The 15,646-nt window shown below is 73.4% G+C and carries 15 protein-coding genes; 7 read left to right on the top strand and 8 right to left on the bottom strand.

Features of this window, described 5'->3' with window-relative positions:
• Positions 1-160: 160 nt before the first annotated feature.
• Positions 161-868: a hydrogen peroxide-dependent heme synthase gene (gene hemQ / locus IEZ08_RS04235; protein ID WP_068924849.1), complete on the bottom strand. Its 708-nt coding sequence runs from the start codon at positions 866-868 to the stop codon at positions 161-163.
• Positions 869-932: 64 nt separating this feature from the next.
• Positions 933-2,384, bottom strand: coding sequence for a protoporphyrinogen oxidase (hemG, locus tag IEZ08_RS04230; protein WP_068924851.1), 1,452 nt, complete (start codon positions 2,382-2,384; stop codon positions 933-935).
• A 133-nt stretch (positions 2,385-2,517) separates the two neighbouring features.
• Here hemG and IEZ08_RS04225 point away from each other — a divergent pair, with 133 nt between their 5' ends.
• Entirely contained in the window at positions 2,518-3,567 is a 1,050-nt protein-coding gene (locus IEZ08_RS04225) for a DUF4349 domain-containing protein (protein ID WP_068924853.1), read from the top strand.
• Between the two features lie 124 nt (positions 3,568-3,691).
• Here the strand turns inward: IEZ08_RS04225 and hemE are convergent, their stop codons facing one another.
• The gene (gene hemE, locus IEZ08_RS04220) at positions 3,692-4,729 is read right to left on the bottom strand and encodes a uroporphyrinogen decarboxylase (protein WP_068924855.1); all 1,038 of its coding nucleotides are present in this window, start codon (positions 4,727-4,729) and stop codon (positions 3,692-3,694) included.
• 421 nt (positions 4,730-5,150) lie between these two features.
• Here hemE and IEZ08_RS04215 point away from each other — a divergent pair, with 421 nt between their 5' ends.
• The 4 genes from IEZ08_RS04215 (at position 5,151) to abc-f (ending at position 9,240) form a co-directional block, all read left to right on the top strand.
• Positions 5,151-5,351 carry a hypothetical protein gene (locus IEZ08_RS04215; RefSeq protein ID WP_141704152.1) on the top strand — a complete coding sequence of 67 codons (201 nt, stop codon included), beginning with the start codon at positions 5,151-5,153 and terminating at the stop codon, positions 5,349-5,351.
• A gap of 69 nt (positions 5,352-5,420) precedes the next feature.
• A complete protein-coding gene (locus tag IEZ08_RS04210) occupies positions 5,421-6,017 on the top strand; it encodes a DUF3000 domain-containing protein (protein WP_068924857.1) in 597 nt (198 codons plus the stop codon).
• Positions 6,014-7,240: an HRDC domain-containing protein gene (locus tag IEZ08_RS04205; RefSeq protein ID WP_189241704.1), complete on the top strand. Its 1,227-nt coding sequence runs from the start codon at positions 6,014-6,016 to the stop codon at positions 7,238-7,240. The genes IEZ08_RS04210 and IEZ08_RS04205 overlap by 4 nt, the downstream gene beginning before the upstream one ends.
• A gap of 305 nt (positions 7,241-7,545) precedes the next feature.
• Entirely contained in the window at positions 7,546-9,240 is a 1,695-nt protein-coding gene (gene abc-f / locus IEZ08_RS04200; RefSeq protein ID WP_189241703.1) for a ribosomal protection-like ABC-F family protein, read from the top strand.
• Here abc-f and IEZ08_RS04195 read toward each other — a convergent pair.
• The 4 genes from IEZ08_RS04195 to IEZ08_RS04180 all read right to left on the bottom strand — a co-directional run bounded on the left by IEZ08_RS04195 (position 9,224) and on the right by IEZ08_RS04180 (position 11,889).
• Positions 9,224-10,276 (bottom strand): hypothetical protein, encoded by a 1,053-nt coding sequence (locus IEZ08_RS04195; protein WP_189241702.1) that lies wholly within the window; start codon positions 10,274-10,276, stop codon positions 9,224-9,226. The two genes, abc-f and IEZ08_RS04195, sit on opposite strands and share 17 nt — an antisense overlap.
• 12 nt (positions 10,277-10,288) lie before the next feature.
• On the bottom strand, positions 10,289-10,774 hold the full coding sequence (locus IEZ08_RS04190) for a DNA-binding protein (protein WP_189241701.1): 486 nt from the start codon (positions 10,772-10,774) through the stop codon (positions 10,289-10,291).
• An 87-nt stretch (positions 10,775-10,861) separates the two neighbouring features.
• A complete protein-coding gene (locus IEZ08_RS04185; RefSeq protein ID WP_203863248.1) occupies positions 10,862-11,620 on the bottom strand; it encodes an HAD-IA family hydrolase in 759 nt (252 codons plus the stop codon).
• Between the two features lie 5 nt (positions 11,621-11,625).
• On the bottom strand, positions 11,626-11,889 hold the full coding sequence (locus IEZ08_RS04180; RefSeq protein ID WP_189241700.1) for a SemiSWEET family sugar transporter: 264 nt from the start codon (positions 11,887-11,889) through the stop codon (positions 11,626-11,628).
• 66 nt (positions 11,890-11,955) lie between these two features.
• On the opposite strand from IEZ08_RS04180, the gene IEZ08_RS04175 reads away from it, so the two are divergent.
• Complete coding sequence (locus IEZ08_RS04175; RefSeq protein ID WP_189241699.1) at positions 11,956-13,161, top strand: ROK family transcriptional regulator; 1,206 nt, start codon at positions 11,956-11,958, stop codon at positions 13,159-13,161.
• A 69-nt stretch (positions 13,162-13,230) separates the two neighbouring features.
• Here IEZ08_RS04175 and IEZ08_RS04170 read toward each other — a convergent pair whose 3' ends face one another.
• Complete coding sequence (locus IEZ08_RS04170) at positions 13,231-14,265, bottom strand: ion channel (RefSeq protein ID WP_068924870.1); 1,035 nt, start codon at positions 14,263-14,265, stop codon at positions 13,231-13,233.
• Between the two features lie 235 nt (positions 14,266-14,500).
• Between IEZ08_RS04170 and IEZ08_RS04165 the strand changes: the two genes are divergently transcribed.
• Positions 14,501-15,643 carry a Gfo/Idh/MocA family protein gene (locus IEZ08_RS04165; RefSeq protein ID WP_068924873.1) on the top strand — a complete coding sequence of 381 codons (1,143 nt, stop codon included), beginning with the start codon at positions 14,501-14,503 and terminating at the stop codon, positions 15,641-15,643.
• Positions 15,644-15,646: the final 3 nt, after the last annotated feature.

The raw sequence follows: 15,646 nt of genomic DNA, 5'->3' as shown, positions 1-15,646 counted from the left end.
CCGGGCCTTCCTCCTCCGGCGCGCACCCCGGCGCCGCCCGGAACGTGCCAGCTCTTCGCCCCTCGTCACCGTCGTCCTCACACAGACAGGAGATTTCCCCCGAGTATGACAAAGATCCGGCACGATGCCGGGCGTTTCGGGCAGGACGTCCGCTTCCGGCTTACGGCAGGGCCGTGATCAGCTCCCTGACGGGCTTGCGGATGCCGGTGTAGAAGGGGATCTCCTCGCGGGTGTGCCGCCGCGCCTCGGCCCCGCGCAGGGTGCGCATGAGGTCGACGATCCGGTGCAGTTCGTCGGCCTCGAAGGCCAGCATCCACTCGTAGTCGTTCAGGGCGAAGCAGGCGACGGTGTTGGCCCGCACGTCGGGGTAGTCGCGGGCCATCATGCCGTGCTCGGCGAGCATCCGGCGGCGGTCGGCGTCGTCCAGGAGGTACCACTCCAGGGATCGCACGAACGGGTAGACGCTCACGTAGCCGCGGGGCTCCTCCTCCGCCAGGAAGGCCGGGATGTGCGACTTGTTGAACTCCGCCGGGCGGTGCAGCGCCATGGCCGACCAGACCGGCTCGGTCAGCCGTCCCAGGTCGGTGCGGCGGAAGCGGGAGTAGGCCTCCTGCAGGTCCTCGGCCGTGGGGGCGTGCCACCAGAACATGAAGTCGGCGTCGGCGCGGAACCCCGCGACGTCGTAGACACCGCGGGTGACGACGTCCTTGCGGGCCAGCTGCGCCAGCAGGTCCTCGACCTCGTCGGCCAGGCCCTCCCGGTTCCCCGGGCAGTTGTCGCGCAGCTTGAAGACCGACCACATCGTGTAGCGGATCACCTGGTTCAGGTCACGCGCCTTGGGCCGCGGGTTCGCGTCCGTCGTCCTCACCCTCTCGTCAGAAGTCCGGTCCCGTCCGGGATCCGGATCCGGTCAGGTTCTCTGCCAGTCAAACCTATCCGGGAGAGTGCCCGGTCCTCCCGGCAGGGGAATCGCCCCGTCTCCCCGCGAGGTCCAGGTAGTCCAGGATCCGGGCCGCCGCCGTACGGGCGGTGGCGACGCAGGCGGGGATGCCGACGCCGTCGTAGGCCGCGCCGCACAGGGCCAGACCGGGCTGGGCGGCGACGGCGGCCCGGATGCGGGCGACCCGGTCCAGGTGACCCACGTTGTACTGCGGGAGGGCTCCGCCCCAGCGGGTCACCCGCGAGTCCCTGGGCAGCCCGCGCACCCCGACGACCTCGGCCGTCTCGGCCATGGCGAGGGCGACCAGCTCGGCGTCGTCACGCTGGAGCAGCGCCTCCTCCCCCAGCCGCCCGATCGAGCAGCGCAGCACGATCACGCCGGGGTCCGCCTCGGCCAGGTGCGGCCACTTGATCGAGCTGAACGTGGCGGCCTTGACCGGGCGCCCCTCGACGGGCGGGACCAGGTAGCCGCTGCCCGGCGGCGGGGCCGGGAAGGCCGCGCGCGGGTAGGCGAGGGTGACGACGGCCATGCTGGCGTACTCGATCCGGGCCAGTTCGGCGGCCGCCTTGGGAACCTCGTCGGCGAGCAGGCGGCCGGTCGCGGGGCCGGGCGTGGCGAGGATCACCGCGTCGGCCTCGATGACCTCCGGATCGGGCACGGGCCCGGCGATCAGACGCCAACCGTCCGCGGTACGGCGTATCTCCCGCACCGTCACGCCGGTCCTGATCTCCGCGCCGGAGGCGGCGGCGACGGCCTCGGGCAGGCTTCCCATGCCGGTGCGGAGGGTCGCGAAGACGGGCCCGGCGTCCTTGGGCGTCTCCCCGGCGATCTTCCTGGCCGCGGTGAGCAGGGAACGCTCGGTGCGGGCCGCGGCGGCGACCCTCGGCATCGTGGCGTCGAGGGAGAGCGCCTCCGCCCGGCCCGCGTAGACGCCGCCGAGGATCGGCTCGATCAGCCGGTCGACCACCTCGCCGCCCATGCGGGCGCGGACGTAGGCGGCCACCGAGACGTCCGTGGTGATGAGCGTGGCGGGGAGGATCTGGTCCATCGGCACGCGGGCGAGACCGCCGGGGGTGAGCACACCCGAGGAGGCCAGCGCGGCCAGGTCGGACGGGACCCCCATCACCTGCCCCTTCGGCAGGGGCCGGAGCGCGCCGCGGGTCAGGATGGCGGCCTGGGCGTCTCCGGGGTGCCGCAGCTCGTCGCCGAGGCCGACCATCTTGGCCAGGTCCTTGCCCTCGGGCCGCCGCACGAGCATCGCCTCGGCCCCGGCGTCGACCGGGATGCCCGCGACCTCGCTCGCGTGGAGTTTGCCGCCGATGCGCGCGGCGCCGTCGAGGACGGTCACCCGGATGTCCGCACCGCCCTGCCGCAGGTGCCACGCGGCGGCCAGTCCCGCGATCCCAGCACCGATCACCACCACATGGCTCCGGTTCCCTTCCATGACTCCTGACCGTACCGTCACCGGTGTCCCCCCGCGTTCCTGGCCTCCGCCGTGACCTCGTGGCAGGCAGACCGTGACGGCATCGTGACTGCCCGCGCCAAACCGGACCTGCGGAGGGTCCGTCTTGAAGGACATGAACAGATTCCGGTACGGCCCGCGCCTGGCGATCGCCCTCGCGACCGCGGTGGTGCTCGCCTCCGCGTGCGGGAGCGGCGGGGACTCCATGAGCGACTCCGCTCCGGCGGCCGGGGCCGCGCCCTCCGTCGCGGCCCCCGAGAGCGCCCGGGACGCCGAGGACAGCGCCGCCGACACCGCGGAGAGCAGCGGGCGGCGCACCGCCGGGCAGAGCGGGCCCGGCGGGCAGGACAAGACGGTGGAGGTGGTCCCGACCGACCGCGCCATCGTCTACACCGCGCAGATGACCGTCCGGGCGAAGGACGTCGGCGCCGCAGCCGAGAAGGCCAAGCAGATCGTCACCGCGGCCGGCGGCTACCTCGCCCAGGAGAAGTCGGACTCCTACGGCAGCGAGGCGTCCTCCACCCTGGTCTTCAAGATCCCGCCCGCGGGCTACTCCGGCGCCCTCGGCAGGCTCGGCGAGGAACTGGGTGAGCGGGAGTCGATCCAGCAGAGCACCGAGGACGTGACCGAGGAGGTCGCCGACGTCGAGAGCCGCGTGACGTCGGCGAAGTCCGCGCTGGAGTCGCTGCGCGCGCTGCTGAAGCGGGCGGACACGATCGGCCAGGTACTCGACGTCGAGCGGGAGATCGCCGGCCGCCAGGCCGAGCTGGAGTCGCTCCAGGCCCGGCAGAAGAAACTGGCGGCGCTGACCGGCATGGCGACGCTGACGCTGAACCTGATCGGCCCGGCGGCCGAGGTTCCCGAGCCGGCGGAGGAGCCGCGCGGCTTCCTCGGCGGCCTGGAGACCGGCTGGGAGTCCTTCGTCTCGGCCGTCAGGATCGGCCTGACGGTCCTCGGCGTGCTGCTCCCGTGGCTGCTGGTGATCGTGCCGGTCGGACTGGCGGTGGCCTTCCTGCTCCGCCGCCGGAGGAGCCGGCCCGCGCCCGGCCTCCCGCCGGACGGGACGCCGCGTCCCGGCGCGGTGCCGCCGGGCGGCGGGGGCACCGCCGCGGCCGGGGAGCCCGGGGAGGAACCGGAACCGGTGGGTCCGCGCACCGCGCCGTAGATCCGGCGGGACTCCCGCAGGGGCACGGGGCGTCCGGGAGCCTCAGCGCCGGAACGCCGGGAGGCGACGGGGATCACCGGCGGGCGCAGCCGACGCCGTCGGGCAGCGGGGGCGCCCGGGGGCGTCAGCGGGCGGACGTCTCGTGCACGAAGTCGGTCAGGCGGGCCAGCTGGTCGGGGTCGGTCGCGGGCAGCACGCCGTGGCCGAGGTTGAAGACGTGGCCCTCCGCCTTCCCGCCCCGTTCCAGGATGTCGGCCGCGCGGCGCTCGACGGCCTCCCAGGGGGCCAGCAGGATCGCCGGGTCCAGGTTGCCTTGGAGCGCCTTGCCGGGGCCGACGCGGCGGGCGGCCTCGTCGAGCGGGACCCGCCAGTCGACGCCGACCACGTCGGCGCCGGCCTCGCCGAGCAGGCCGAGCAGCTCGCCGGTGCCGACGCCGAAGTGGATGCGCGGGACGTCCAGGCCCGCCAGTCCCGTGAAGATGCGGCGGGTGTAGGGCAGGACGAACTCGCGGTAGTCCTCGGGCGCGACGGCCCCGACCCACGAGTCGAAGAGCTGGACGGCGGAGGCTCCGGCGTCGATCTGGACCCGGAGGAAGCCCAGGGTGATCTCGGTCAGCCGGTCCATCAGCGCGTGCCACAGGTCCGGCTCGCCGTACATCATGGCCTTGGTGTGATCGTGGTTCTTGGAGGGCCCGCCCTCGATGAGGTAGGAGGCGAGGGTGAACGGCGCGCCCGCGAACCCGATGAGCGGGGTGGCGCCGAGCTCCCCGGTCAGGGTGCGGACGGCCTCGGTGACGTAGGCGACGTCGCCGGGTTCGAGCGGGCGCAGCGCCCGGAGCGCGGCGGCGTCCCTGATCGGGGCGGCCACCACCGGGCCGACGCCGGGCTTGATGTCGAGGTCGATCCCGATCGCCTTGAGCGGTACCACGATGTCGCTGAAGAAGATGGCCGCGTCCACGCCGTAGCGGCGGACCGGCTGCATCGTGATCTCCACGATCAGGTCGGGGGTGGCGCAGGCGGTGAGCATCGGCACCCCGCCGCGCACGGCCCGGTACTCGGGCAGCGAGCGGCCTGCCTGGCGCATGAACCACACCGGTGTGCGGGGGACGGGCTGGCGGCGGCAGGCGCGCAGGAACGGGGAGTCGGCAAGCTCGGGATTCACTCTCCCAGGGTGCCATGCCGGGGTGCCGGTCCGTACCGCACGCCCCTCGGACGGCGTGCCCTGCACGAAATCATCGGACATTAGACAACAAGACACTTGAGAAGCAACAGATACCTTCAAAGCATGATGAAGCCCCTGTCATAGAGGTTTGCGGGCTTCATCCGGCAGACCTCAGGCTCCCCCGGCGAAGATCTACCCCTCACGACCGATCCGAGTGGCCGGGAAGGCGCGGAGCGATCATGATTCCGGGTACAGTTTTCCCCATCGATGAACCAGGGTCGGTCCTCCGCTGGTCCAAATGTTCGCCAAATCACCGCGCGGCATCGATTCCGGCACCACTTTCGGGACACGCCGAGCACGATGCGCGGAATTGTCGGCGCGACGTGCCACCGTCGGACCACGACCCGACGAAAGGCTGGCGATGACCACGATGTGGAGTTCGCTCGAACACCGCGGTGAGCACTGCGCTTCCTGCGCCGGGGAGCGGGTTTTCGAGCAGCCCCCCTGCCCCGACGGCCACGAGCCGGGCGAGTGCCCCGAGTGGGCCTGCGCCGAGTGCGGGCACGCGTTGATCTTCGATCTCCCGGGCGTCCCGGCCGTCCGGCCGACGGTGTCGGTTTGATCGGCCCCTATGGCTTCTCCACACACCCCAGTGGTCCCCATGCGCTCCATTCCGGCCTACCCTTCCGATATGACCCTCGGTGATGCACCGCCCGCTCCCGCCGCCTTCCGGCGCGCGGTGGCCAGCCTGCGCCCGGCGGAGGTCAGACCCGAGATCGAGCTGGAGGACATCCCGGCGCCGCAGCGCCTGGCCCCCTACTCCGCCGCCATCGGCGCGTCGGTCTACCGCGACGACGACGAGCTCGCGGTGGGCCGCCTCATCGTGCTCTTCGACCCGGACGGCCAGCGCGGCTGGGACGGCCAGTTCCGTCTGGTCGCCTACGTCCGGGCGGACATGGAGCCGGAGATCACCGAGGATCCGCTGCTCGGCCCCGTGGCGTGGAGCTGGCTCACCGAGTCGCTCGAGACGCACGGCGCCGGCTACGCCGCCGCGGGAGGCACCGTCACCAGGGCGGTCTCCGAGGGCTTCGGCAACAAGGCCGACGATCCGGTCTCCACGGAGCTGGAGCTGCGTGCCTCCTGGTCGCCTCTGGAAGAGGACCTGTCCGGACATGTCTCGGCATGGTGTGATCTGATGTGCCTCGCGGCGGGCATCCCACCTCTGCCACCCGGTGTGGCGACACTGTCGCCGCGCCGCCGCGACGATCCGGAGCCCTTCAGAACGTGACCGACGAGACGACCATCGTTCCACTGCTCGAACCCCGGGAGGGGATACCGCCCGTCATCGACGACGCCGCGGGGCTGGCCCGCGTCGTACGCGCCTTCGCCGAGGGCGTCGGCCCGGTCGCGGTGGACGCCGAGCGGGCCTCCGGCTACCGCTACAGCGGCCGGGCCTACCTGGTGCAGCTGCGCCGTGAGGGCGCCGGCAGCGCGCTGATCGACCCGATCCGCTGCCCGGACCTGTCGGAACTGGACGCGGCGCTGGCCGGGGCCGAGGTGGTGCTGCACGCCGCCTCCCAGGATCTGCCGTGCCTGGCGGAGCTGGGCTTCCGCCCCCGTGAGCTGTTCGACACCGAGCTCGCCGGGCGCCTGCTCGGCTACGAACGGGTGGGACTCGGCATGATGGTGGAGAACGTCCTGGGGTTCCGGCTGGAGAAGGGACACTCCGCCGCTGACTGGTCCACCCGCCCGCTCCCGGAGGACTGGCTGCGCTACGCCGCGCTCGACGTCGAGGTCCTGGTCGAGCTCCGCAACGCCCTGTACAAGGAGCTGGAGGACAGCGGGAAGCTGCAGTGGGCCAGGGAGGAGTTCGCCTGGGTGCTGGCCACCAAGTCGCCGGTCCCCCGCTCCGACCCCTGGCGGCGCACCTCCGGCATCCACAAGGTCCGCTCGACGCGCGGGCTGGCCGTGGTCCGCGAGCTGTGGACACTCCGCGACGCGCTCGCCCGCGAGGCCGACCTGGCCCCGGGCCGGATGCTGCCCGACGCGGCGATCGTCGCCGCCGCCGTGGAGCAGCCCCGCACCACCAAGGCCCTGACCGACATCACCCCGTTCACCGGGCGCAGCGCCCGCCGCCACCTGCGCGAGTGGCTGGCCGCGATCAACAGGGCCCGGACGCTCCCGGAGACCCAGCTGCCCCAGCCCAGCGCCCCGGGCGACGGGCCGCCGCCGGCCAACCGCTGGATGGACCGCGACCCGGTGGCCGCCCGGCGGCTGGCCGCGGCCAGGGCCGTGGTGGCCGCGCTCGCCGACGAGCACCACATGCCGACCGAGAACCTCCTGCAGCCGGACGCCGTACGCCGCCTGACGTGGGAGCCGCCCCCGGTCATCGACGACGAGACCGTCACGGCCCGCCTGCGGGAGCTGGGCGCCCGCGACTGGCAGATCAAGCTGACCGCCCACCCGGTGGCCAAGGCCCTGACCCGGCTGGAGACCAAGGGCGAGATCTGACCGCCGGGGCCCCGGGTAATTCGGCTGGCCCCGGCCCGGACCCCTTGGGTATGGTGGGACGCATGTGGTCTTTCTACGGATACGCGAACAGGCTGAGGTCCCTGTAACACGGTGAGCTGAGCTCCCGTTTCCCGGCGGGCACCGCCGTTCCGGCACGTGCCGCCGTCGCGTCATCCATCACCCGGCCCTCCGCCGCTCCGGTTCCCACGGGTTCGCCGCGCCCTCGCGCCCGCGCCCCGTGTTCTCCCGGCTTTCCCGCGGACGGGCCGTCTCCACCGGACAGACCCACTTCCCCGGAGTCCTCCATGGCTCGCCACCGCCCGTCACCGTCAGCCGCCATCTCCGCTTCCCCCTCGTTCCAGCTCGCGTTCAGAGACGTGGGCAAGGCATACGACGGCCGCGCCGTACTCGACCACGTCTCGTTCACCGTCCGTCCCGGCGAACGGGTCGGCGTGATCGGGGAGAACGGCGCGGGCAAGTCCACCCTGCTCCGGCTCATCGCCGGACAGGACGCTCCCGACGGAGGGGAGCTCGTCGTCACCGCCCCCGGCGGCGTGGGGCACCTGGGCCAGACCCTCGCCCTGCCCCCGCACAGCACGGTGCAGGACGTCGTCGACCACGCGCTGCACGACCTGCGCGACCTGGAGCGCCGTCTGCGCGAGGCGGAGGCGTCCCTCGGCGACGCCTCCGCCGACGAGCTCGCCGCCTACGGTGACCTGCTCACCGCCTACGAGGCGCGCGGCGGCTACGAGGCCGACGCGCGGGTCGAGGCGGCCATGCACGCCCTCGGCCTGGCGCGCATCGGCCGGGAGCGCGCGCTCGGCACCCTGTCGGGCGGCGAGCAGTCCCGGCTCGCGCTGGCGTGCGTCCTGGCCGCCGAGCCGGAGCTGCTCCTGCTCGACGAGCCCACCAACCACCTCGACGAGCAGTCGGTGTCCTGGCTGGAGGACCGGCTCCGGGCCCACCGGGGCGTCGTCGTCACCGTCACCCACGACCGGGCCTTCCTGGAACGGACCGCCACCGCGATCCTCGATGTCGATCTCCGTACGGTCACCCGCTACGGCGACGGCTGGGACGGTTACCTGACCGCCAAGGCGTCCGCCCGGCGGCGCAGGGAACAGGAGTATCAGGACTGGCTCGCCGAGATCGCCAGGCAGACGGAGCTGGCGGAGACGGGGGCGCGGAGACTGGCCGCCAGCGTCCGCTCCGACGACCGGCCCAGGACCGCCGGGCATCGCCGCTCCCACGAGGCGGGCCTGTCCGGTCAGGTCCGCAACGCCCGCGAGCGCCTGCGCCGCCTGACGGACAACCCGGTCCCGCGCCCGCCGGACCCGCTCCGGTTCACCGCCGCGATCGGCACGACCGACGCCTCCGCCGGCCGCGGGGCGGCCGGCGAACTCTCCCGGGGGCCCGGCACCGGTCCCGTCGCCGCGATGGACGGCGTCCGGGTCGGAGACCGGCTGCACGTCGAGAGCCTGAGCCTCGCCCCCGGGGAGCGCATGCTGGTGACCGGGCCGAACGGCGCCGGCAAGACGACCCTGCTCCGGGTCCTGGCCGGCGAGCTCGTCCCGGAGCAGGGAGAGGTCCACCGGCCCCGGCGGATCGGCTACCTCCGCCAGGAGCTGCCCGCCGCCTGCTCCCGGCGCACGGTGCTCGGCGCCTTCGCCGAGGGACTGCCGGGCGCGCCCGAGGAGCACGCCGACCGGCTGCTCTCCCTGGGCCTGTTCACACGGGAGGACCTGGCCCGCCCCGAGGCGGCGCTCTCGGTCGGCCAGCGGCGGCGGCTGGAGCTGGCCCGGCTGGTGGTCCGCCCGGCGGACCTGCTGATCCTGGACGAGCCCACCAACCACCTGTCCCTCGCGCTGGTGGAGGATCTGGAGGAGGCGCTGGCGGAGTACCGAGGGGCGCTGGTGGTGGTCTCGCACGACCGCAGGTTCCGCAGCGGCTTCACCGGGACCCGTCTGTCCCTGCGCGAGGGCCGTCTCACGACCGCCGCGTAGCCGGCTTCCACGCCGGCTTCCACGACCGTCCGGCGCCCCGTCCCGGACGGGTGCCGGACCGCGGCGGCCGGTCCGGGGCCCGGCGGGCGTGCAGGAGCACCAGGACCGCGGCGATGCCGTACGCGAGGCTGAACCAGGCCGGGGAGACGGCCGCGCCCATGGACGGCATCAGCCGGATGCTGCCCTCCAGGAATCCCATGGAGAACTCCTCCTGGAGGCGCAGGGCGTCCGCCGACACGGGGGGCTGTTCGACATCCGGGGCCATGGCTCCCAGGAGCGGTTCCGTGAAGAGGACGCCGATCACCGAGACCGTGACCAGAACGGAGACGGCGGCGCGCCGGGCCCGGCGGCCCCCGCCCACGGCGGCGGCCACCACCACGGCCATCAGACCGAGGCCGATCAGCCGGTCGGCGGTGATGCCGGCGGCTTCCAGACCGGTCCCGGTGAGGAACCCCCGGTACGGCGCGGGCAGCGCCCCGACGTCGATCCAGGCGACCCCGCCCGTCGCGACGTTGACCAGGGACGGCAGCGCGGCCGCGACCACCGCCGCCGCCGGCAGCGCGCGCCTGCGCGACCACTCCGCAGGCGGCTCCTGCAAAGCACCGCCGAGCGCGTCCGGGCGCCCGGCCCGGTCCGCGAGCGCCACGCACCCTCCGACGCACCCGTAGAAGAGCATCACGGCTCCCGTGCTCAGCGAATCCGCCGGGCAGTCGGCGATCACCAGCGCCGAGGAGTAGCCGTAGGCGACCGCCGTCGCGCAGGCCGTACCGGCTCCGACTCCGGCCGGGACCGTGTGCCGGTGCGGTCCCGGCCGCCGCGCGGCGGCCGCCAGGCCGATCAGGAGCAGGGGGAGCAGTGCGGCGAGCGCGAAGAACACCAGACCCATGATCGCCGGGGCCGGGCCCGTGAACGACGCCTCACCTCCCGGGAAAGCGCAGATCCCGACATGGGGAACGGCCGAGTTGATCATCACGTGGGGCAGCGCGGCCAGCAGGATCGCGACGATCCACCAGAGAAGCGCAGAACGGTTGGGCAAGGACCATTCCCATCAAGATCCGCAAGGACCCGGTATCTCTACCGGATTCCCTCGCCCGTGTCCACCGGTTCCGCCCCCCCTTCCGATGAGCCGTTCGTAACGCTGGCGGGCGGCCTGCGGGCTGCCCAGGCCGAGACCGAAGGCGATCTCCTGCCAGGTCATGCCGCGCCCCCGGGCCATCTCCAGCAGACCGGCCTCCACGTCGTCGAACTCGGCGCGGACCCGCGGGAGCAGGGTGAGCGCGGCCACCAGGTCGGCCCGGTCCACCTGCGGTTCACCGTCCTGGATCGTGGCCGCACCCGAGAGCAGGAAGGAGACGATCCGCACGGCCTCGTGCGCGCCGGGAACATCCGGATGCATCTGGCGCTGGCGCTGCTGCGTGGTGGCCGCGTGCCGACCGGCGATCCGGAACAGGGCCTCGGCCTCCCTCTCGGCCCGGGTCCGGCCGGGATCGGGCGCGGTGAAGGGGTCGCCGGAGGACTGCGGAATGGAAGCCATGCCCCCGACGATGACGCATCAGACGATCCGTTGTCAACGTTTTGATTTAAACAGTTTGTTCAATCTCTCGTCGGGACAGAGATGCGGTCATGAGTGGCGGCCGGCCGGCGCCGGGTTGTGAGGGTCGAGGGCGTTCAGGTGGGCGGCGAGTTCTCCCAGGTGGGCGATCGGAAGATCGCCGCTCAGCCCGCGCAGGGCGGCGACCGGCATGCCCGCGGCCCGGCCCGCGGCGATCCCGGGATCGGAGTCCTCGACGGCCAGGCAGGCCGCGGGGGCGACGCCGAGTTCCGCCGCCGCCATGAGGTAACCCTCGGGGTCGGGCTTGCCGACCGCGACCTCGTCCAGGGACACCAGGAGCGGCGGGGTGATGCCGGCGGCGGCGAGCCGGGCCTTGGCGAGCCCGGCGCCGGAGCCGGTGACGACCGCCCACGGGATGGCGCGCTCGGCCAGGACGGCGAGGAGTTCCCCGGCGCCCCGGGCGGCCACGACGCCGTCGAGGTCGGCGCACTCCAGGTCGAGGAGGACCTGCGCGGCCTCCTCGAGCTCCTCTCCGGAGAGTCGCGGGAGCAGGCGGCGGATCGAGGCGGGGGCGGGATAGCCGTGGACGGCGGCGACCACGGCGTCCTCGGACAGGCCGTACCGCACGGCCCAGGTCCGCCAGGAGCGCTCGACCGCGGCGTCCGAGTCGACCAGGGTGCCGTCCATGTCGAGGAGGACGGCGCGCACGCCCTCCAGCACGCCCGCCGCTCCCCCGCCCCGCGTCAGCACGACTCCCTCACCCTGCACCGGCACGTTTCCCTCGCCCTCTCCCAGCATGTTCGCCGCCCCTTCCTCTCGTGTCGGCACACCCGTCACCCCTTCACCCCTCGGATGCTCCGCACCTTGATCCCGATCAGTACCGCCAGGGCCGCGAACGTGACCGTGTTGGCGATCGTCACCGCCGGGTCCCCCATCGCGATGCCGTACACCACCCACAGGCCCACGCCGAGGGCCAGCATCACCAGGTAGGACCAGGACAGGTCGTCGGTCGAGCGGGTGCGCCAGGACCGGTGGAGCTGCGGCCACCAGCACGTGGTGGTCAGAACCCCGGCCAGCAGGCCGACAGCGGTCACCATGACTTCTCCTTCATTATGCTCGCTGCACGAGCATAATCCCGGCGGGAAAGTTGGCACAATCCCTCCATGAGCGCCGGTGAAGTCGGGCGGGCACGCGCCCTGCATGTACGGGGAATGCTCGACGTGCTCCGGCACGTCCACCTCCACCCGGAGACGACCCGCGCCGAGCTCGCCCGCGACCTCGGCCTGAGCCGGGGCTCCGCGACGGAGATCGTCGCCCGGCTGCGGGCACTCGGACTGGTCGAGGAGACCGCCGCCGAACCGACCGGAGCGCGCGGGCGCCCCACCCGCGCGGTGCGCCGCCACGACCGGGGACCGGTGGTGGCGGCGGTGGACGTCTCCTACGAGACCTGGCGGCTCGCGGTGGCCCACCTGGGCGGCGAACTGGAGGAGCCCCGGCGGGAACGGCACCGCGGCCAGCGCCCCGAGGAGGTCCTGGCACGCATCTCCGAGGCCCTCCACGAGACCCGGGCGGCCTTCGGGACCCGTCTGCGGGCGCTCGGGGTCTCCGTGACGGGCACGGTCAGCGGAGGGCGCCTGGTGGAGTCGGCCACTCTCGGCTGGCGGGACGTCGACGTCGCGGCGCGGCTGCGGATCGCCCCGCTCCCCGTCGTGATCGGCAACGACGCCACGATGGCCGGTGTCGCCGAGGCCCGCCGGGGCGCCGCGACCGGGGCCGACGTGGCCCTCCACATCGCCATCGAGGTGGGGATCGGCGGGGTGGTGCTCGACCACGGGCGCGCCACCGTCGGCAGCACCGGGGCGGGCGGCGAGTTCGGGCACCTGCCCTTCGGCGACCCGGACCGCCCCTGCCCGTGCGGCGCGCGCGGATGCTGGGACCTGGAGGTCGACGGGCGGGCGCTGGCCCGCATCCTCGGCGACCCGCCCCCCGCCGCCCCGCGCAGCACCGCCGACGCCGTACTGCGGCGGGCCGGGGCGGGCGACCCCGCGGCCCGGGCCGCGGTCGACCGGGTGGCGCAGAACCTCGGACGCGGCATCGGCGGCCTCGTCAACGCGCTGGACCCGAGGATCGTGACGCTCTCCGGCCTCGCCGCGGCGGTGTTCGACCTCGCCGGGGACTCCGTCCGCGCCGCCTACCGGTCAGGGCTCATGCGTTTCCGCCGCCACGACCCGCCCCCGCTGATCCGTGCCGCGTTCCCGCAGGACGGCAGCCTTCGCGGGGCCGCCGAGCTCGCCTTCGACACCGTGCTGTCTGAGGCCGGGCTCGACTCCTGGCGGGCGGACGCGCGACCCGCGCCGGAGACCGCCTGAGACGTCATCGGCGGTCCCTCCGGTCCCGGCCGCGGGAGCGCCCCCGGGACCGGCCGGACCCGCGGCCGGTCAGTCCGCCGCGCCCAGGGCCTTGGTGATCTCCTCGGGGGTGAGGCGGCGCGAGCTGACGTAGTAGAGCAGGGCCCCCGGCGGGAGGACGGCCCGCCAGTCCGGGTTGACCAGCAGGTCGCCGTCCGCCCGGGCGGCCAGCACGGTGGCGCCGTACGCCCGGCCGAGCGCGATCTGGCAGCGCTCGACCGGAACCGGGCCCAGCGCCCCGGGCAGGTGCGCCGAGTAGGTGCCGGCGCCGCCGTGGGTCATCAGCTCGGTGTAGATCTCGGTGATCCCGGGGTCCTTCAGCTCCTCGGTGATCATGTGGGGGTTGTGCCACTGGACGCAGCGCACGGCCTCGTCGACGTAGCGCAGGTGCTGGGCGCGGCCGAGGTCACGCAGCGCGACGACCAGGTGGGCGCCTTCGGCGACGTGGTCGGCGGTCAGCGCGACCGCGAGCGCCTCGTTGTCGTCGCGGGCGTCGACGAGCACGCTGTGCGCCCGCTGCACGCCCGCCCGGCGCAGCGTCTCCTCCGAGGTCAGGTCGCCGCGCACGAACGCGACCTCGCGGTCGGGCATGGGATGGGACGGGACGTCCTCCCACCCGCACAGGACGATCTCGCACGGATCGTCGGCGATCAGCTCGTCCACGATGCGCTCGGTCCGGCCCGGCGTGTATCCGAGCAGCACGATGTGGCCCGAGGCCCCGACTGTGACGGAACCCTGCATCCGCCGCCCCTTCGATCGCTCCAGTACCGCCGCCAGCTTGGTGAAGACCGTCGTCAGCGCCGCGATGCCGCCGACGATGACGTACGCGCCGACGACGTGGCCCGCCGCCGTCTCCGGGGAGAAGTCGCCGTAGCCGACGGTCGCCGCGGTGACCACGAAGTACCACCAGTAGTTGGCCGGCTGGACGAGCGGGCTTCCCGGCGGCTCGGCGAGCGTCATCAGCGGCCAGCTCGTCAGGTAGACGAGGCCGAGTACGGCGACGGGCGTCCACCACGTTCCCAGCAGCCCGACCCGGGCCAGCAGGCGGACGATGAAGATCGGCACGTTTCTCTCCGCGGTGCGGCGGCGGGGTCCAGCCCTTCGTCGGGTTGAACCGTATACGCACTCACGATACGGACATCTCTCCGTTCCCTACGACCCCACTCCACACGACCCCGGCGCGGGGTCGCCTCCGCAGACGTGGCCCGTTCCACAACCACCCTCGGGACAGGCGCTTGCCTGGTCGTCGCGCCTGCCGTACGGTAGCGGGGAAAGCGCTTTCCAAAGGAGGCTCCGACTGATGTCCCCCCGAAGCATCGGCGTCGTGATGAACGGCGTCACCGGCCGTATGGGCTACCGCCAGCACCTGGTCCGGTCGGTCCTGGCCATCAACGAGCAGGGCGGCGTTGCCCTGTCCGACGGCGAGCGGGTCCTGCTCCGGCCGGTGCTCGTGGGCCGGAGCGCCGCGAAGCTGGGCAGGCTCGCCGCCGACCACGGCATCGCCGACTGGACCACCGACCTCGACGCGGCCCTGGCCGACGACGACAACCTGATCTACTTCGACGCCCAGGTCACCCAGGCCCGGGTGAAGGCCGTGCTGAAGGCGATCGAGGCGGGCAAGCACATCTACGCGGAGAAGCCGACCGCCGAGACCGTCGAGGACGCGCTGGCCCTGGCGGAGGCCGCCGCCGCGAAGGGCGTCAAGAACGGTGTCGTGCAGGACAAGCTGTTCCTCCCCGGCCTGCTCAAGCTCAAGCGCCTGATCGACGGCGGCTTCTTCGGCCGGATCCTGTCGGTGCGCGGCGAATTCGGCTACTGGGTCTTCGAGGGCGACTGGCAGGCCGCCCAGCGCCCGTCGTGGAACTACCGCGCCGAGGACGGCGGCGGCATCGTGCTCGACATGTTCCCGCACTGGGCCTACGTGCTGGAGAACCTGTTCGGCCGCGTCACCTCGGTCTACGCCCAGGCCGTCACCCACATCCCCGAGCGGGTCGACGAGCAGGGCGAGACCTACACGGCCACCGCCGACGACGCCGCCTACGGCGTCTTCGAGCTGGAGGGCGGGATCATCGCGCAGATCAACTCCTCCTGGAGCGTCCGGGTGAACCGGGACGAGCTGGTGGAGTTCCAGGTGGACGGGACGCACGGCAGCGCCGTCGCGGGCCTGCGCAACTGCCGCTTCCAGCACCGCGCCGCCACGCCCAAGCCCGTCTGGAACCCGGACCTGCCGGTCACCGCGCGCTTCCGCGACGACTGGCAGGAGGTGCCCGACAACTCCGAGTTCGACAACGGCTTCAAGATCCAGTGGGAGATGTTCGTCCGGCACGTCCTGGAGGACGCCCCGTTCCCGCACGACTTCGCCTCCGGCGCGCGCGGCGTGCGCCTGGCCGAGCTCGGCCTGCGCTCCTCCGCCGAGGGCCGCCGCCTGGCGGTGGAGCCGTGACCC

Source organism: Planobispora rosea (assembly GCF_014648175.1).
Taxonomy (GTDB): domain Bacteria; phylum Actinomycetota; class Actinomycetes; order Streptosporangiales; family Streptosporangiaceae; genus Planobispora; species Planobispora rosea.
This window is presented reverse-complemented; position numbering and strand designations above follow the sequence as displayed.